The organism is Symbiopectobacterium sp. (genome assembly GCF_047692315.1).
In the GTDB taxonomy this organism is placed as follows: Bacteria; Pseudomonadota; Gammaproteobacteria; order Enterobacterales; family Enterobacteriaceae; genus Symbiopectobacterium.
In genome coordinates, this window is sequence record NZ_JBLLJS010000011.1 from 25,685 (window position 1) to 41,474 (window position 15,790).

At 43.6% G+C, this 15,790-nt stretch carries 20 protein-coding genes and 4 pseudogenes; 8 read left to right on the forward strand and 16 right to left on the reverse strand.

Features of this window, described 5'->3' with window-relative positions:
* Positions 1–336, reverse strand: a complete 336-nt coding sequence (locus ACMZI0_RS03510; RefSeq protein WP_415671960.1) for a hypothetical protein — start codon at positions 334–336, stop codon at positions 1–3.
* 362 nt (positions 337–698) lie between these two features.
* Here ACMZI0_RS03510 and ACMZI0_RS03515 point away from each other — a divergent pair, with 362 nt between their 5' ends.
* From ACMZI0_RS03515 to ACMZI0_RS03530, 4 genes and pseudogenes are all read left to right on the forward strand, one after another.
* Entirely contained in the window at positions 699–1,199 is a 501-nt protein-coding gene (locus ACMZI0_RS03515; protein WP_415671961.1) for a GNAT family N-acetyltransferase, read from the forward strand.
* Positions 1,200–1,304: 105 nt separating this feature from the next.
* Positions 1,305–1,799 (forward strand): SRPBCC family protein, encoded by a 495-nt coding sequence (locus ACMZI0_RS03520; RefSeq protein WP_415671962.1) that lies wholly within the window; start codon positions 1,305–1,307, stop codon positions 1,797–1,799.
* Positions 1,800–1,870: 71 nt separating this feature from the next.
* Positions 1,871–2,515, forward strand: a pseudogene (locus tag ACMZI0_RS03525) (MarC family NAAT transporter).
* Between the two features lie 395 nt (positions 2,516–2,910).
* Positions 2,911–3,045: pseudogene (locus tag ACMZI0_RS03530) on the forward strand (glutathione S-transferase N-terminal domain-containing protein); the annotation flags it as partial.
* On the opposite strand, the gene ACMZI0_RS03535 reads toward ACMZI0_RS03530, so the two are convergent.
* The 3 genes from ACMZI0_RS03535 to ACMZI0_RS03545 form a co-directional block, all read right to left on the reverse strand.
* The gene (locus tag ACMZI0_RS03535; protein ID WP_415671963.1) at positions 3,002–3,502 is read right to left on the reverse strand and encodes an isochorismatase family protein; all 501 of its coding nucleotides are present in this window, start codon (positions 3,500–3,502) and stop codon (positions 3,002–3,004) included. The pseudogene ACMZI0_RS03530 and the gene ACMZI0_RS03535 sit on opposite strands and share 44 nt — an antisense overlap.
* Before the next feature lie 102 nt (positions 3,503–3,604).
* Positions 3,605–4,087 (reverse strand): PfkB family carbohydrate kinase, encoded by a 483-nt coding sequence (locus ACMZI0_RS03540; RefSeq protein ID WP_415671964.1) that lies wholly within the window; start codon positions 4,085–4,087, stop codon positions 3,605–3,607.
* Positions 4,088–4,197: 110 nt separating this feature from the next.
* Positions 4,198–4,623 (reverse strand): PfkB family carbohydrate kinase, encoded by a 426-nt coding sequence (locus tag ACMZI0_RS03545; protein WP_415671965.1) that lies wholly within the window; start codon positions 4,621–4,623, stop codon positions 4,198–4,200.
* 530 nt (positions 4,624–5,153) lie between these two features.
* Between ACMZI0_RS03545 and ACMZI0_RS03550 the strand changes: the two genes are divergently transcribed.
* The 4 genes from ACMZI0_RS03550 (at position 5,154) to ACMZI0_RS03565 (ending at position 8,364) form a co-directional block, all read left to right on the forward strand.
* Positions 5,154–5,279, forward strand: coding sequence for a hypothetical protein (locus ACMZI0_RS03550; RefSeq protein WP_415671966.1), 126 nt, complete (start codon positions 5,154–5,156; stop codon positions 5,277–5,279).
* Between the two features lie 81 nt (positions 5,280–5,360).
* The gene (locus ACMZI0_RS03555; protein ID WP_415671967.1) at positions 5,361–6,773 is read left to right on the forward strand and encodes a methyl-accepting chemotaxis protein; all 1,413 of its coding nucleotides are present in this window, start codon (positions 5,361–5,363) and stop codon (positions 6,771–6,773) included.
* Positions 6,774–7,105: 332 nt separating this feature from the next.
* Positions 7,106–7,696: an EAL and HDOD domain-containing protein gene (locus tag ACMZI0_RS03560; protein ID WP_415671968.1), complete on the forward strand. Its 591-nt coding sequence runs from the start codon at positions 7,106–7,108 to the stop codon at positions 7,694–7,696.
* A 149-nt stretch (positions 7,697–7,845) separates the two neighbouring features.
* Positions 7,846–8,364 carry a hypothetical protein gene (locus ACMZI0_RS03565; RefSeq protein ID WP_415671969.1) on the forward strand — a complete coding sequence of 173 codons (519 nt, stop codon included), beginning with the start codon at positions 7,846–7,848 and terminating at the stop codon, positions 8,362–8,364.
* A gap of 189 nt (positions 8,365–8,553) precedes the next feature.
* Here the strand turns inward: ACMZI0_RS03565 and ACMZI0_RS03570 are convergent.
* From ACMZI0_RS03570 to ACMZI0_RS03625, 12 genes and pseudogenes are all read right to left on the reverse strand, one after another.
* A pseudogene (locus ACMZI0_RS03570) lies at positions 8,554–8,743 on the reverse strand (methyl-accepting chemotaxis protein); the annotation flags it as partial.
* On the reverse strand, positions 8,677–8,940 hold the full coding sequence (locus tag ACMZI0_RS03575; protein ID WP_415672051.1) for a HAMP domain-containing protein: 264 nt from the start codon (positions 8,938–8,940) through the stop codon (positions 8,677–8,679). The pseudogene ACMZI0_RS03570 and the gene ACMZI0_RS03575, both read right to left, overlap by 67 nt.
* Positions 8,941–9,051: 111 nt before the next feature.
* Positions 9,052–9,513 (reverse strand): annotated as a pseudogene (locus ACMZI0_RS03580) (Tar ligand binding domain-containing protein); the annotation flags it as partial.
* Between the two features lie 269 nt (positions 9,514–9,782).
* Entirely contained in the window at positions 9,783–10,043 is a 261-nt protein-coding gene (locus ACMZI0_RS03585; RefSeq protein ID WP_415671970.1) for a hypothetical protein, read from the reverse strand.
* 444 nt (positions 10,044–10,487) lie between these two features.
* Positions 10,488–11,984 (reverse strand): winged helix-turn-helix domain-containing protein, encoded by a 1,497-nt coding sequence (locus tag ACMZI0_RS03590; RefSeq protein ID WP_415671971.1) that lies wholly within the window; start codon positions 11,982–11,984, stop codon positions 10,488–10,490.
* A 349-nt stretch (positions 11,985–12,333) separates the two neighbouring features.
* Positions 12,334–12,915 carry a hypothetical protein gene (locus tag ACMZI0_RS03595; protein ID WP_415671972.1) on the reverse strand — a complete coding sequence of 194 codons (582 nt, stop codon included), beginning with the start codon at positions 12,913–12,915 and terminating at the stop codon, positions 12,334–12,336.
* Positions 12,896–13,096: a hypothetical protein gene (locus ACMZI0_RS03600; RefSeq protein ID WP_415671973.1), complete on the reverse strand. Its 201-nt coding sequence runs from the start codon at positions 13,094–13,096 to the stop codon at positions 12,896–12,898. The genes ACMZI0_RS03595 and ACMZI0_RS03600 overlap by 20 nt, the downstream gene beginning before the upstream one ends.
* Before the next feature lie 3 nt (positions 13,097–13,099).
* Positions 13,100–13,813: a hypothetical protein gene (locus ACMZI0_RS03605; RefSeq protein ID WP_415671974.1), complete on the reverse strand. Its 714-nt coding sequence runs from the start codon at positions 13,811–13,813 to the stop codon at positions 13,100–13,102.
* Positions 13,797–14,117 carry a hypothetical protein gene (locus tag ACMZI0_RS03610; RefSeq protein ID WP_415671975.1) on the reverse strand — a complete coding sequence of 107 codons (321 nt, stop codon included), beginning with the start codon at positions 14,115–14,117 and terminating at the stop codon, positions 13,797–13,799. Before ACMZI0_RS03610 ends, ACMZI0_RS03605 begins: the two co-directional genes overlap by 17 nt.
* Positions 14,118–14,444: 327 nt before the next feature.
* On the reverse strand, positions 14,445–15,194 hold the full coding sequence (locus ACMZI0_RS03615) for an EscJ/YscJ/HrcJ family type III secretion inner membrane ring protein (RefSeq protein WP_415671976.1): 750 nt from the start codon (positions 15,192–15,194) through the stop codon (positions 14,445–14,447).
* 2 nt (positions 15,195–15,196) lie between these two features.
* Positions 15,197–15,499 carry a type III secretion system inner rod subunit SctI gene (gene sctI, locus ACMZI0_RS03620; protein ID WP_415671977.1) on the reverse strand — a complete coding sequence of 101 codons (303 nt, stop codon included), beginning with the start codon at positions 15,497–15,499 and terminating at the stop codon, positions 15,197–15,199.
* Between the two features lie 21 nt (positions 15,500–15,520).
* Entirely contained in the window at positions 15,521–15,787 is a 267-nt protein-coding gene (locus ACMZI0_RS03625; RefSeq protein ID WP_415671978.1) for a type III secretion system needle complex protein, read from the reverse strand.
* Between the last annotated feature and the right edge of the window lie 3 nt (positions 15,788–15,790).

The following is a 15,790-nucleotide window of genomic DNA, read 5'->3' on the forward strand; positions in this document are numbered from 1 at the left end:
TTACATGCAGCCCGCACAGCTGGTACAACGCCAATCTTGCGGATTAATCGCCTGATAAAAAAATCGGAAATAGCACTCCTCAATCGGAACCTGATTATTTTCGAAGCAGTCGGCCAACCAGTCAATATTGTCGACTATCCAATCATCTTCATCTAATCCTTCGCGATATAATTTATCATCAGGATCAATAATCGAATATATTCCCAGCGTTCCCATATGTTTTTCCTGATAGGGCTCTGGTAGGTCAAATACCCGGGACTGAAATGTAATGATCCAGTGACCGTGGCACAGAAGGTTGCCATTGCGGCTCCATGCAGCTGTGAATGGATTATTCATGTTCTTAATTTCTTCTCCCAATAAAGCGGAGGGAAATTAGCACGAGACCATAGACAAGTAAATAATCCGTAAATGGTACGGTTAAATGTTAATTATCGTGGCGAAATATATGTATACACTTCCGCCATTTTTAGCAAAAATAAATAATAGCATTGATATAGCTCAATGGATTTGGAATCAATAATAAAAAACGAATAGTGGATTTTATTTTTTTCAAAACACCTTGTGTCTGCGCGACTTACTCGTCATAAAAATGTCACAGTGATTGACTATCGTGTGTTGATAATAATAACAGACGATAGCTCGTAAACGACATGCTGCCCCGCCTCGGGGCTTTTTTCCCTCTGATGCGGAGAATGATCATGACGTTTCCCCTCATCCGGCGTCTACGAACGTCAGACAGTCCCGCCTTTAAACAACTTCGACTCGAAAGCCTGCTCAATCATCCCGATGCTTATCAGGCGTCATGGGAAGAGGAATGTCACAAAAATGAGGCGTGGTTCGAAGCGCGTATCAAACAGAATGTCATTTTCGGCGCCTTTACGCCCGAAGAGCAACTGATTGGTCTGTGCTGCTATGCGCGGCCTCAGACACTAAAATCTGCCCACAAAGGCATCCTGTGGAGCATATACGTCGCGCCAGACTATCGCGGTAACGGCATTTCCCTGCAATTGCTAAATCACACCATTTCGCACGCGCGTACGCGGGCGCACATATTATTACTGAGTGTGACATCCTCTAATCTGGCTGCTTACCGCTTGTATCAAAAGGCAGGTTTTTGCGAATATGGGCAAGAGCCCGATGCGATGAAATTGGGCGACATCTATTACAGTGAACGCCTGATGTTCTTCCCTTTACGTTAGCTCCGCAGCATCCAGAGGCAGAGCAAACCTTGCCTAACAGGAAAGAAGGGGCAAAAATAACAAACAACGCTGTAGGTTGTAAGGCCACATGAATGAGGATCCTGCGTGCCATCTTCTTTTTTTAAATCATTGGGTTTTGCCAATAAGAGCGCTCCTGATGCCTTAAGCGGTAGCATCACTATCGCTCACCCAGCCGATGCGCTATATGCCTTATGGCGAAAGCCGGAAACGTTACCTGTGCTGATGAACCATTTCGCGACCATTACTATCCTCAACCAGACCGACTCCCTATGGCGAGCCAACACGCCGCTTGGTTCGCTACTAGAGTGGCGAGCACGCATCGTTGAAGAGAAACCGGGAGAAGCCATGCATTGGCGTTCGCTCCCTGGCGCATTGGTTCCGAATGAAGGGAGACTGACCTTCTCCCCGGCACCAAACGGCGAAGTTAACGTCACCTTGTGGATTCGATTTACACCACCGGGAGGGCTTATTGGAAGAAAGGTGGGCCAGCTATTCACGTTATTTTCACACGATATGCTTGAACAAACGCTGGAGCGCTTTAAGAAAATGGCTGATGAGCAAGGATTGCCACCAATCTGATCCGCCGGAATACGCTGCTTGTATCTGCACTATCACCGGGTGAGCAGTGCACAATTCCCATTGGAGGCCACATGCTGGAACTCATTAAGACGGTCGGTTTGGGCCTGGTTTTGATTTTACCCTTGGCGAATCCCTTGACCACCATTGCAGTATTTCTTGCATTGGCAAGTGATATGAGTGAGGGGGAGCGTAATCGTCAGATATTTCAAACCTCACTGTACGTATTTATTATCATGATAGTTGCCTTTTATGGTGGGCAACTGATCATGAATACACTCGGTATTTCTATTCCCGGCTTGCGTATCGCTGGCAGGCTGATAGTGGCGTTCATCGGTTTTCGTATGCTCTTTCCGCCGCACCAAAGAGAGCACGGTCCTGAGGCCGCCAGCAAACCGGGTTAATATTGCCTTTGTTCCGCTGGCTATGCCCAGTACTGCGGGGCCCGGCACGATCGCGCTAATCATCAGCACCGCATCGCAAATTAAAAGCGGGATTGCGATTAGGGTTGTGACAGTTGCCCCCGTAATCACCTTCTTGCTGACCAGCGTCATCCTTTGGGGATGCTTACGCAGTTCTGGCTATATTGTGCGTCTGCTGGGCAAAAGCGGTATATTGAAACCATCGCGCGTCTGATGGGATTCTTGCTGGTTTGTATGGGGGTTCAATTTGTCATCAATGGCATGCTGGAGATCGTTTCCACCCTCCCCGCCAAATAACAGATAAAAAAACCCGCCTCGAAGGCGGGAAAAATGACTCTCTTGACAGGGATGGAAATCACAACATTGACAAGGGATGTAGAGACAATAGCAGATGAAATGTATAGAAGTGTCATTGCGAGGTAAGGTTACCCGATGGGATGTAAAGCGTCGTTTTCAAACATAACGATTTGCATCATAAAAGAATTCGCCAAGCTCTCGCCTTGCCCAGCGCACCGCAAGGAAACCCCGTATTTCTCCTTTTCCGCCGTATCTCACACGCTGTTACATTCCGTGCAGCAACGCCAGTGGCCAGCACGCACTGACTTTACCTCACCCTCGGTCTGGTATTAGTCTGACCAATAACAATTGATGCCGTATGGCAATCGAGTTTTCCCATCATCAAGGAACCGCTAATGAAATTATTTACCTATGAGCACTGTCCCTTCTGTGTGAGAGCCAGAATGATTTTTGGGCTGAAGAGCATACCGTTTGAATTGGCGATTATCATGGAAGGGGATGTGGAAACGCCAACGCGGATGGTGGGTCGTACCCCGCCCACACCTCATTGTGCTGGCCAATGAGCTGCTGGGCACTGGCATAAGTACGATCCGCCGTGGTGTGCGCATCTGCTGCCACGGTGATCGCGTAGCCTTTGCTGGCCCCCACCTTGATCGTCGTATCTACGCAATAATCGGTTGCGCAGCCACAAACGGTAAAAGCTCGGGTTCCTATGCGCTGCAATACATCATCCAGCGTCGTATTCCAGAACGCATCACAGGCTGTTTTAGTGACACAGTGCGCATGCGCTGGCTGGTGTAATTCAGGAATAATCTGCCATAACTCGCCTCCGGCATACATATCCCCCTCCGCATGCTGGATAAAAACGACCTGGTCGGCAGCGTCAATAAGTTGATTGATCAATGCTGCTTTGCCCTCTCTGTCGTGACGTGGCATCGCCAAAACCCCAACCTGCATATCAACCACAACCAAGACGTTCTTTTTCATTCTCACCTCAACGTAAAAAAACTAAGGTTGCGGATTTTACTCACACAACCTTAGCTTCAAGCAGAACCAATCCAGGCAGTTCGCTAACCGCAACCGAAGCGTTTAGCGACTGAGGCTTGCGCCCCCGCCTTTTTTCATCACGGCACGAATCTCTGATTCTTGCACCAGATTCAAGTCACCGCTAATCGTCAATTTCAATACGCTGGCCACAATAGCAAAATCGATGGACTCCTGAGCGTCGAACTGGTGCAGGATACCGTGCATCAACCCAACACCGAATGCATCGCCTGCCGCCACGCCTTCCGTCACATGCAAGTTATAGCGCGTCGTTTCATGGAACTCACCATCACTCAACAGCAACCCCATCCATTGGCTGTCCTCTACCGAGCGAATATTACGCAATACGCTGGCAACCATCTTACATCCAGGGTAGCGGCGCGTTACCGCCAGCATGCCCTCTTTGAACGCATCAATTTGCTCGATACCGCGAGACATATCGCCATCGAAGGCTTTGATGCCTAACGTTGCTTCAAAATCTTCATCGTTTGCGATACAAATCGTCACGTAGTTCATCAGTTTTGACATGACAATCTACGCTTTTTCCGGCGACCACATTTTGCCGCGATAATTCATATCGCAAACAACGGGAATATTATGCTGCTGGCAGTAGATACAAGCACTGGTAATGGCCTGCTCTAATTCAGCAGAAATTGCCGGCGTAATGCCCGAAAAATAGAAGTAATCGACATCTTGCAGGAGCGTTTCCCAATCAAACTCCGATTGGCTGGCAGTAGCAAATGCGCTGCCTGCACGATCGTAAACAACATTGGTGGAGCGAACGCTAGCGCCCTTTTCAAAAAAGTAGATAGGCGGCTACCACCGCGTAATACTTTGCACGTATCGACACCGTATTTACGCAACGTCGACAGCGCCGTTTCGCCCAGCAAATTCTCCGGCAACTTAGTGAGATAAGCTGAATCATTACCCAGTAAAGCAAGAGAAACCGCCACGTTAGCTTCAGCGCCACCGTACGCCGCCTCAAATGCATCAAACTGCATAATACGATTATTGCCTTGCGGCTTAAGCCGCAACATCATTTCCCCAAACGTTAATACTTTCATTTTTCATCCATCTTTAAGTTCATTACTCTCTTACGCCCAGACATCACAGGTGTATGGGTGCATTATCAATAGTGCTGATAACACCAGGTGATATTCGCATCGTGCTGAATCACAGCGTATCCTCCTGCCATAATCCTTTGTCGCGTGGTTATTCTACTTTGTCATAAATTGACCGGTACAGGTATGATAACTAGCGATAGCCATTGAGCTTTATGGACTAATAACATCAATGTTTATTCCAACACCGTATAATAACGCCACAATAATCGGTATCTTGTCTGTCAAAATGCCAAACGCGCCGTTTAGTTACATAAGAGAAACAAATCCCCCTCACCATAGAAATATGCATATAACACAAAAAACCATGGTGGTCCTGTATTTGGCATGCTTTGTGCCATTTCTATTTCATATTATCTAACACCAGCGCGTTGCGTATGATAACGAGAGGTGCAAAGAGTGGTAATACCACTCTTCTCGTCGCCATAAAAACGATAATTATCAAAAAGCATCATGAGGAATATATGCGGCCAATGAAAAATATCTCTCTCGGTGTACTGTTAGGCGCTGGCTTCTCCACCATTATTGTCATCGGCCTGCTGGTTGCCGCCTTTGGTCGAATCGCATTGAGTAAAACCAGCGATCACATTGAATATTAAGAGAAACATCATCTAACCAATCTTATTTCAATGCAGGATTTAAAGGACAATCTAAACAGTGCCACAAAAGCCGCATTAATCATGGCGTTCCAGGATGACATTAATAGTCAGGCAGAAAGTGAAGCCGTAGTCCAACAAATGCTGGGGGGCAACAATCTGCTGCTCACACGACTAAAACAAGAAATCACACTACCTAACTTGCTCACGACGCTTGATAATTTTAACAAAACCTATGCTGACTATATCACCACCACTCAGCAAGCGGTTAATCTGGCAAAAAATGGTCAACTGCTCGATGCGCAATCTCTTGCAATAGAGACGTTACAGCCAATACAAATGAGGCTGTTCCAAGAAATTTCAGCCATGATCCAACAGCAGCAAGACAATACCACTCTGGCAGCAGCCGAATCTACTCAAGGCGCCCGCCTGTCTGGCAATATACAGTTACTATTAGCAGCCATCGCGGCGCTGTTAGGTTTGACCATCGCATGGTGGACGACACGGCATATCAAAAGACAGCTGGGCGGAGAACCCGCTTATGCCATGCATGTTGTACAACAAATAGCACAAGGTAATTTGTCCACACACATAGCGATTCCCTCTGGCAGTCAAACCAGCCTGCTTTCAGCCATGGAAGAGATGCGCGATCATTTACGTAACATCGTGCTGGAAGTCCGCGAGAGCAGTGGGTCAATCTCCGTGGGCGCCAATGAGATTGCCGCAAGTAGCGCCAATTTGAGCCAGCGGACAGAACAGCAAGCAGCCAGTCTGCAACAAACCGCCGCGTCGATTGAGCAAATTAGCCAAACCATACATCAAAACGCAGATACCGTACGTGCAACAACCCAGCAAGCCGACACCGCTAGCAACATCGCAGCCAAGAGCGGTGAAGCGATTGCCGATATCGTGCAAACCATGAGTGAAATCAGCCAAAGCTCAAACAAGATCAATGAAATCATTGCCGTGATCGATGGAATTGCTTTTCAAACCAATATTCTGGCACTGAATGCGGCGGTTGAGGCTGCACGGGCAGGAGAGCAAGGGCGTGGTTTTGCAGTAATTGCCAGAGAAGTGCGTTCTCTGGCACAACGTTCAGCCTCTGCGGCAAAAGAGATAAAAACTTTCATTCAAGATAGCGTAGACTGCGTCAATAGCGGTTCACAATTGGTCAGTTGTGCTGGGGGCACCATTGACGAACTGGTAAAACAATCGCGTCATGTCGCGTTGAGCGCGAATGAGATTGGTGTGACAACACAAGAACAAGGCGTCAGACAAATTAATGATGCCGTCAGTCAATTGGATCAAGTCACACAGCAAGATACGGTATTGGTTGAAGAATCGAGCGGCGTTGCTGACGGCCTACGCGATCAGGCACAGCATCTGGTTTCCTTGATGAGCGTATTCCAGGTGAATGCACCAAGCCTTCCTGCCAAGGTGCCCCCGACATTCACACCACCACTGGGTTTAACAATACAAAACCGAAATATCGCTTGATATCGTCAAGAAAGATTGCCGTCGCGTTCATTTCACAACGACAGGCAATCTTTCCCCTGCCTGTCATTTGCTTGTTCCGCTCGCTGCGCCTTGCCAACTCACTCCACTCCCCTGCGTGCTATGCCTCAAAAACATCAAATATCTGGAAGGTCACGGGAATTCTTATCTGACAAGACTAATATTAAAGAGGTTTCTGGCCGATACACATTACGTGACATATAAATTGTCCATGGTTGGGCACTGCCAGACAGGAATCAGGTTAAACGTCTAGAAAGAACATTAGTCAATTGAAAAATAATAAAATAGTCACTAAGCCTATCTAGAGGATTACTATGTATTCATTTGTTGCACGTCAGCCTATTTTGAATAAGAGCCTCCAACCTGTAGCCTATGAGTTACTCTTCCGCGACGGTATCCGCAATACGTTTCCTGACGTCAGTCCTGAATACGCCACCGCGCAAATCATAACAGAACAATTTTTAACCAACTCATTAAGCCGACTTGTCGACGATCACATCAGTTACATCAACGTTCCACATCAAATGCTCACAAATGGGCTCGTTGAGGCATTACCACCAGAAAAAGTGGTACTGGAAATCCTGGCGCCTGATGACACCTTGTTGGCAGCAGTAAAGCGTTTAAAGAAGAGAGGCTTTAAGCTGGCACTGGATGATTTCTTAATGGCTCCTGAGTGGAACCGCTTTCTTCCTTATATTGATGTGCTTAAATTCGATCTAACACTCTCATCATTTGCAGACATAGCATCCTATATGCAAAAACTCCCCTATCGGCACATCACTTTTCTCGCGGAAAAAGTGGAGACGCATGAGCAATTTACCCAGGCAAAGAAATTGGGCATTTCTCTTTTTCAAGGATACTTTTCAGTAAACCAGAAATCATCCAATCACGTCGACTGTCAGTAAGAAATTACAATGTATTACAGCAAGTTAGTGAGGTAAACAAACAAGAGCTGAATTATGATCAGATTGAAAAACTACTCAGTAAGGACCTTTCTCTTGCTTACAAGGCCATGCGATACGTCAATAATATCAGGTTACGCAGCAAATTAAGCATGATGCCGCTCCAGGCTAATTTTCGCTATATTGCCATGCTGCTTTGGCAAAAAGAGTTACGCCGCTTTATTTCACTGGTTACCATTACCAGCCAAGGCGATAATGACAAATCATTTGAGCTATATCGCTTGAGTTTGTTGAGAGCGAAATGCTGCGAACTGATCTCGTTGCATCAGAATAGAAAAGATGACCCAATTAATGCTTTTTTATGCGGACTGTTCTCCCCGCTTGAAGCCATCCTTGACTGCCCGATGCCACTTTTACTGTCAGAAATATCGCTTCCCGACGAGGTGAAACAGGCTCTACTCGAGAATTCTGGCAAATACGCACGTTACCTGATGCTGGCAACTGAATATGAAAAACAGAACTGGCTGAGTGTGAACGCCCTTATCACCGAACTAAAGATCACCGAGCAGCAGATGATACACATCGTGCTTGACGCCACGTTGTGGGCCGACGAAATGCTACAAATAGGGCAAATGGACGAGAAAAAGGGGAGAACGCTCTCCCCTCGCTGACGTAGCCAGTAACCAGTAACCAGTAACCAGTAACCAGGACGATATGATGTGAAATCTGTCGATTTCACATCAGTCATCAGGTTTAGAACGTCTCCCAATTGGCATTGTCGGATTTGGCCGTTACCTTTGAAGATATTGGTAACGATACGGACAAAACATCACTCTTCGCGGGTTGACTACGCCCTGCTTCCTGGATTTTAAAGGTCGCAACGGCCTGACGTAGATAGTTTGCCTGATCTTCTAAGGCCGCCGCAGCTGCCGCTGATTGCTCGACCAAGGCCGCATTCTGCTGTGTCACACCGTCCATTTCCGCTACAGCCTGGCTAACCTGCTCAATGCCTCTGCTCTGTTCATCTGACGCGGTGGCGATCTCGCCCATGTTAAGCTTGATGCTAGCTGGCCTATTTCATTCTTACTCTCAGCCTCTATGGACTGTGTAAGATCGCCCCCCGAAATCGCACGAATATGGTGGATAACACGGCTCAAAGGCTGGAAAAGGATACGCTGAAGCACTCCCCACATGGTCGAAATCACGATAATCAATGCTATTGCAATAATCCCAATCGTCCATTGCATAGACACAAAGCTAGCGTGGTTTTCGCGCTGCCCAGCACTGACCAGAATATTATTCTGCTCTCTCCAGGTGTTATAGCTCTGCTCTAAATTATCCTGTGCCTGTTGTACATCAAGATTACCATAAGCTTCATAGTCTCCACGTTGAAGATATTGGATCGACATTTTAAAAATATCATGCAGCTGGCGATAATCATTCTCCACCTTTTTTGCAATAGCATCGCTCTGCCCTTCGAGTCGAGGGGATGATTAATAGCGATTAAACTGTTTTTCTGCGGTATCAAGCGTAGTGGTGGCAGTTGCCAAGAGCGCGTTAATTGCCGCTAATGATTTTTCGTCTTTTTGATTTTTCAGAAAACGGATAGCTACGCGGGTGATGACGACACGAGTCTTTACAAGAGATTGAAAACTATCAGTAAGCTGCTCTTGCTAAAAGCTCAGTATTTCAGATTTTTGAAAATTTTCCTTATCGTTGTTTACTGATGAATAAAAAAGCACGCTGGTTATTATCTGCAACAAAATAAAGACAGCAAAGGCAATCGAAATCCCTGTGATGACTCTAACGTTCTTGAACATGGCTTGCCTCTTTGGTCTAGGAATAGATGCCTAGAGGCAATATCGTCAACACACAGCTTTTCTTTATTACATTTACGCAACACAATCACACACGCCAAAAAGATAACATCTCCATGATAAATAAGCAGATTTCCTTACATCGATGCTCTCTCACCTGAAGAAAACATTATATAAAATCAACATTCACACCAGAAAATATTGAAAACTAAAATAAAACCATAATTTTTAAGTTAAAAAATAAACTTTCGGATAAGAAATCATAAAATAAATTAATATGATGTTTTTCTGATTATCTCCTTAACTTCCTGTCCATGCCCAGAGTTCCTCTGCATGCGTTGCACAAAAACACGCTGATAGAGCCATGCATCAATACACTTTTTCACATCAGCCTTGTCCGGTTGGCAGTGGAATTCAAAGATCATTCTTTTTTCTTTTGAAAACAAAACTAAACTGCTTTCAAACTCCATGAAATCGAGATCTTCGATCTGATAGGCTGTTTTAAACGCAGAGCAGATGTAATGTATATCCATATAATATCCACCAACATTTTATACTTTCATACAGTGATATAGCATAAATTCCATTAAACAGTGCACCTTAATCATTTAATTGTGATATACATTTAGTTTGCGTTGAAACAATAACTTAATTTCTAGAAAATTCAATGAGTAGCGAACATATTCATGCCATAGTGATTCAAGCATTTTAACGTTTCAGCGCCCCCAAAAGAATAGCTCCAAAAGAAAAAATGGTCCTACTTAAAAAATAAGAGCCAGATTACTAACCTATAAATTTTATATTCGACAGTACTATTATAATTATCGCAACTCATAGAGCGAATAAGAAAAAACCACCCTGCCAAAGGCCAAAACTTAGCAATTCGCATCATCCAAGATGTTAATGAAAAAGAATTACCAATATGATTTTTAGAGAATGTCATACATTCAGCCATTCTGATTGATTGCTTTGCAGTTCTAGGGTGTACTCCCCCCACCAACCTCATTATAACAGTAGCCTATAAACTCACACGATAACTTATGCTCTTCAATATACTTTACAAGAGCCCGAGCTTTACATAACTCACCAAGGCGAGCATAAAGCAACGCCAGCAATCCTCTCATGATTGTGTTACACAGCGAGTCAGTATTTAGTATATCTTCGCCATACCTTACAGCTTCCTGTATATCGCCGAGTAGATAACTAATTATAACTCGTAATATTTTAGGAGAATAAAAACTATCATTAAGCTCCATGCACATGTTATTCATTTGCATTGCTTTTTCTAAATCACCTTGCCTGACGAGGTGGCAAGCATAGTAATAATAGACCTCTGCAACCGTTGGAGATAATAACATTGCCAAATGAAACTTGCTTGCTGCCTCTTTGTTATTCTCTGCACAAAGTAACAACCCCTGTAAAGAAAGAGCAATAACATTATTAGGCTCACATGCCAATATCTTTCCTACAATAATCATCATTTCATGCCTGGCTCTTTCATAATCCATCAACCCCAGGTTTGCTACAGCATAGTAAGATCCTGCGATGCGGCATAGCTCACTGATGCTAGTCTTACCATTCCCACTCAATTTGATCGCTTGCGGCATAAATTTCTTGAGCTCTGAAAGCGAGAATTGCAATGCATCATGTTGCTCCACCGGTGAGCTCGGTGGATGTAGATTTACGACAGTTCCCGAATCCGTACCCATTGAAGGCTCAATTATAGACAAAAGCGTAAGAATCGCCCTGCACAACAGCCGATAATTGATGTGATGATCGCTCGTAAAATGCACACCTTCACGGTATAACACCGAATGATCCTTTGCCCGGGTCAGTTCAATACGGATGATAGACTTTTCACCATGCCGGATTTCCATTCCAGAGATGTAGTAATCCGCCTGTGACTTCTCGATTGCGGACATATAACTGCTGTAATCTTGAACGCTACGAGTCAGAAAAGATGAAACAACGCTAATGGGTAAATCCAGACAATAAAGCCAATCAATTAACTGATCGTGAAGCGAAATAGCTTGGTATCTATGCTGCATTTCAAATATGAACAATGCAATACTGCATGCATTCTTTGTAACGGAGGCATCAAATGAAGTAATGTCGTTGTTGTTCGCCGTCACCAAGGGTGAAACGGGTCTGGCAGGAATATCAACCACTTGTACGTCAGGGACAAAACGATAACCCTTACCGTAAATATTATCGATGAAACGTTTTTTACTCGAGTGACCCAACGCGCGGCGCAAAACGTAAATACAGCGCGTTAATGACTCATCTGAGACTAAACCTCCTTTCCATACATGTTCAATTATAGCATCCTTTGAAATAACTGAATGTGCGTTTTGCAACATAAAATGTAATACAGAACTTTCTTTAGGCGCTAAATATATAGCGCCTTTATCTTTTGTCAGTAATTGACCATTATTGAAAGAAAAACCTTCAAATATATATTGATGAAATTCCATTTTACTATTCCTTACGAAATAGAGGCATAACTATTCGCAATAAAGGGATACCTCATACACTCACATACAGTACTAATCCCAACAAAGCGGCAATGACTTTACTTCGGTTTTCTTAGAGCAAACAGATTGAAAACTGCTTAAAATCTGTTTCAGACATATCAGCATAACAAAAGTGGCAGAACCAACGTCACAGATAATATACGAGAATCGATAATTTTAATCACCAAATTCACAGACAAGGCTAGGCTAATACTCTAGAAAAACTGAGTTCATAAAATAAATCACTTATCAAAATAAAAAAACTAAAATAAACACTTATAATAAAATTTAATGCCGCAAGTTAACAATATTAATTACATAACAGATAATTACTAACAGCCATATCCCATTGTTGTTGCTCTCTTGGCTTATCGAAAGCACCGGCAGATTTCTCAACGCGCATGTAGTCTGCGCTGTGTGTTGGCATACCAGCCAGTTTAACCTTGTCACACATGATGGCTTTTTTGCCTGGATCTTGCATAGTCGCACGAATATGCTCCCAAAATTGGCTCACCTGCTTTTCAGATAGTTGGGCCAACGCTTCGCCTAACCGCTTACCATGTGCCATCTTGGCATATTGTGTACCAATACGGTTTGCATCAAACCATGTGTAGCTTCCAGCCAATGCATAAAGGAATACAGCTCGGTCAAACTTATGAATACGTAAGCATTCATTCATTTCAGCATAGAGCGCATCTGGTCCCCCAGAAGCACCATAAAGAGAGTCTGTACGACACGTTTGTCCTGCGTGCTCAAGGGCAGTATTGTTTCCGCTATTGTTACCAGCGCTATCTGATAGTGAACGTGTCGGAGACTGACACCCCACTAACAACAACGATAGCAATAAAGTGCTGGCTGCGAAAAAAACGGATTTACCAGTCATAATTTTCATCAGCGTCAATCCCATCTGATAACAAGACTTTTTGCATCCACTCGTTATACAAAAATCGCATAGCCCACTCATTACTGTACTCCCTATCTAAAGAATTTATTACTTCACTGATTTCAGTCACATTTTGCTCCGCCTCATAAGGAGAGACAGGCGTGTTTGATACAGAGTTAATCGTTGTCATTCATTATTTTCCTTGGTTTTCATCATCATCCGATGTAAATACATCACTAAGTGGCAAATATGTTTCAAGTCGTGCGTAAAGTGTTTTCAGTGTCTGTGTAGAAAGATGTTCACAGCGCTCATACAATGATTGCGTATCAAAAAACGTATCTATTTGATTATCAACAAACGTCTCTGGTAAAAACTCTACCAGTTGCTCACGATACTTAAATACATATCGTAAATCTTGATGATACTCAAAAACAACGCCCCCACGATGCATACTATCAATATAGGCCATTAATCTGCGTTTATAGCGGCGTCTGTCGCGAGGAAGAAGAATATAAAAAGGCGTTTTGTCATCTCGCCCATCGATCTCGTCGGCCCAGTTTTCAAACAAGGCACAAATCACGCTCTCCTTATTGACGGTATCGCTCAACAAGTTCTTTATTTGCTCGCGAACCTGTCCATAAATATAATTCACAATGCCTTGTTTATCCTTAATAAAACTGGTTATTGTTTCAAAGGAGGTCATTACTCCGCGTTCATAGCCATTACGATAGGCCTGCTGACGTATTGTTTCTGCTTCACGGTTAGCATCACGGATGATCTTCTTTGCATGATCCCGAGTCTGAGCTACCAAGCTGATTCTCAGATTATGCGTTACACGGTTCTTATTTGCTAACAGCACATTTTCTTGCAGCATGTCAGAATATGACTTTTCAACTTCGTTGAGCATGTTGAATGGCCATCCTCATTACTAGTTCATTATCATTTATTAAGATTGTCGGAGCATTTTCTACATCATTTTCGGGCGGAAATAATAATGGAAGTCGCTCTTTCATTACCATTGATACAGAAGATGCGAATAGATCGACTTCTCGTTTAGCACATAAAACATATTGTTCAAGAGAAGATACAGATGCATCCATTCCTTTAGTATTAAGAAGATTCAACAGTGAAAACTGCCTGACAGATCTTTCTAGCTTCCACCAAATCCCATACTGAAAAAGATCGCTTTTGTAGCGTTGACAAGCAACCATGAAAGCTGCTTTTAGCAGTAAATACCAATGCAGCGCTAAATATCTCTCCTTTTCATTATTTAAATTAAGTGGTTATAATGAAAGGGAAAAGTTGGCGATTAGAATGTCATTTATAACTCGATGGCATCCTGGCGTCGAAAATCCGACTGGCAGTGAAAACCGTTTTGGATGAATCCAAGACATCGGATTATATATGATATTCAAAGCATTAACACTTTCTCTTTGACTTTTATGCATTAGCCTATCCATGACATTCAGTCTCCCAGCTATTTTCTATCACCGGGAACATCTACACTCTGTTTAGGCACATCCGATACTGTTTTATTATCATTCTGAGTCATCATATTGTTTTTTTAACTTACCTAAAAAAGCATGATGACTTTTACTGATAAATAACAGTCCAGCAGCTAACAAGGCAACCGTTACCATAACAAGGCTTATCAACCATGTCGGTGCATTGGACTGTGCCGCCTGAATTGATACAGGCGCATGCCGTTGAACGTCATTAATTTTTGATAACACAACTGAAATATTATCGTAATTAACATCCTCAAAGCTGTTCTTAAGAAAACGCTTTACATCACTAATCAACAAGGTGGTATCAGTAATACTATTATCATGATTGAGCAAAGTTGAAAGATGAACCGGTGATCTTTTCCTATCACCATCGCTTGAACTCATATCATAGCTGACATGTACTCGGGCAGAAACCACCCCTGATATTGACAGCAATGAATGCTCTAGACGTTGCTCAATTCCCGAATAGAGGCGAGCCTTTTCGGCTCGCGGAGAAGAGACAAGCGCATCGGCAGGAAACATTTGCGCAATATCGATTGCAGGTGGACGTGGCAACCCATAAGTATTCATTAAATCAACAGAAGCCGAAAAATCTTGAGAACTGACCGAGGGGCTATATCCCTCTTTTTTGATCTCATTTTTATCGACCTTGATGTTATTGCGCTGTAAAAGCGCAATAACATCATTAGCCTGTTGTTGATCTAACCCTTTAAGCAAAACATCTTGCTTACAACCTACAAGAAAAACTGCCAGCACGGGAAATAACAGGTATTTATTCATGATCATGAACGTAATAATGTTTCAACAGCACTCACCCCTTTACGAGTCAATGTACTGATGAGTGATACATGTAAGTTATAGTCAGAAGTTCGCTGTTGAAGTTCTGCCAGTGCTTCAGGATCTGTTGAAGCATTGGTGTTCTCTAACAATGATATAACGTCACGCTGTTCCGCAGACACATTTACAGATTCCGGCGCATAAGCACGAAGAAGACGATCTTCCAACGATACCTGGGCAGATTCTGGCATGGTAATATCATGCCAATTGCCAGATAACTGTGTCACCATACTGGTGTTATGATTCATAGCCTATTCCTGGTAACAACATTAACGGAAGTTAGTGATAATCGCAGAACCCACATCTTTGTATACCTTAACAACGTTAGATTGCGCATTACGGTACAGCGTATACTCTGATAAGCGAGATTGATAAATCGCCAATAACTCAGGGTTAGAGGGATCCTTTGACAGTTCTTCGATCGCCAACTCCAATTCAGAGTTAAGTTGTGTTACACCCTCATCAAACGTTGATGATTTATTTAGCAAATAACCATTCCATGTGAAATCCACACTTCTTGCACTTCCGTTACTCATATA

Excerpts from the sequence above, each read along its gene's own strand:
- ACMZI0_RS03510 (WP_415671960.1), bottom strand. The coding sequence starts at position 336 with ATGAATAATCCATTCACAGCTGCATGGAGCCGCAATGGCAACCTTCTG.
- ACMZI0_RS03515 (WP_415671961.1), top strand. The coding sequence starts at position 699 with ATGACGTTTCCCCTCATCCGGCGTCTACGAACGTCAGACAGTCCCGCC.
- ACMZI0_RS03535 (WP_415671963.1), bottom strand. The coding sequence starts at position 3,502 with ATGAAAAAGAACGTCTTGGTTGTGGTTGATATGCAGGTTGGGGTTTTG.
- ACMZI0_RS03540 (WP_415671964.1), bottom strand. The coding sequence starts at position 4,087 with ATGTCAAAACTGATGAACTACGTGACGATTTGTATCGCAAACGATGAA.
- ACMZI0_RS03545 (WP_415671965.1), bottom strand. The coding sequence starts at position 4,623 with ATGAAAGTATTAACGTTTGGGGAAATGATGTTGCGGCTTAAGCCGCAA.
- ACMZI0_RS03550 (WP_415671966.1), top strand. The coding sequence starts at position 5,154 with ATGAAAAATATCTCTCTCGGTGTACTGTTAGGCGCTGGCTTCTCCACC.
- ACMZI0_RS03555 (WP_415671967.1), top strand. The coding sequence starts at position 5,361 with ATGGCGTTCCAGGATGACATTAATAGTCAGGCAGAAAGTGAAGCCGTA.
- ACMZI0_RS03560 (WP_415671968.1), top strand. The coding sequence starts at position 7,106 with ATGTATTCATTTGTTGCACGTCAGCCTATTTTGAATAAGAGCCTCCAA.
- ACMZI0_RS03565 (WP_415671969.1), top strand. The coding sequence starts at position 7,846 with ATGATGCCGCTCCAGGCTAATTTTCGCTATATTGCCATGCTGCTTTGG.
- ACMZI0_RS03575 (WP_415672051.1), bottom strand. The coding sequence starts at position 8,940 with ATGCAATGGACGATTGGGATTATTGCAATAGCATTGATTATCGTGATT.
- ACMZI0_RS03585 (WP_415671970.1), bottom strand. The coding sequence starts at position 10,043 with ATGGATATACATTACATCTGCTCTGCGTTTAAAACAGCCTATCAGATC.
- ACMZI0_RS03590 (WP_415671971.1), bottom strand. The coding sequence starts at position 11,984 with ATGGAATTTCATCAATATATATTTGAAGGTTTTTCTTTCAATAATGGT.
- ACMZI0_RS03595 (WP_415671972.1), bottom strand. The coding sequence starts at position 12,915 with ATGAAAATTATGACTGGTAAATCCGTTTTTTTCGCAGCCAGCACTTTA.
- ACMZI0_RS03600 (WP_415671973.1), bottom strand. The coding sequence starts at position 13,096 with ATGACAACGATTAACTCTGTATCAAACACGCCTGTCTCTCCTTATGAG.
- ACMZI0_RS03605 (WP_415671974.1), bottom strand. The coding sequence starts at position 13,813 with ATGCTCAACGAAGTTGAAAAGTCATATTCTGACATGCTGCAAGAAAAT.
- ACMZI0_RS03610 (WP_415671975.1), bottom strand. The coding sequence starts at position 14,117 with ATGGTTGCTTGTCAACGCTACAAAAGCGATCTTTTTCAGTATGGGATT.
- ACMZI0_RS03615 (WP_415671976.1), bottom strand. The coding sequence starts at position 15,194 with ATGAATAAATACCTGTTATTTCCCGTGCTGGCAGTTTTTCTTGTAGGT.
- sctI (WP_415671977.1), bottom strand. The coding sequence starts at position 15,499 with ATGAATCATAACACCAGTATGGTGACACAGTTATCTGGCAATTGGCAT.
- ACMZI0_RS03625 (WP_415671978.1), bottom strand. The coding sequence starts at position 15,787 with ATGAGTAACGGAAGTGCAAGAAGTGTGGATTTCACATGGAATGGTTAT.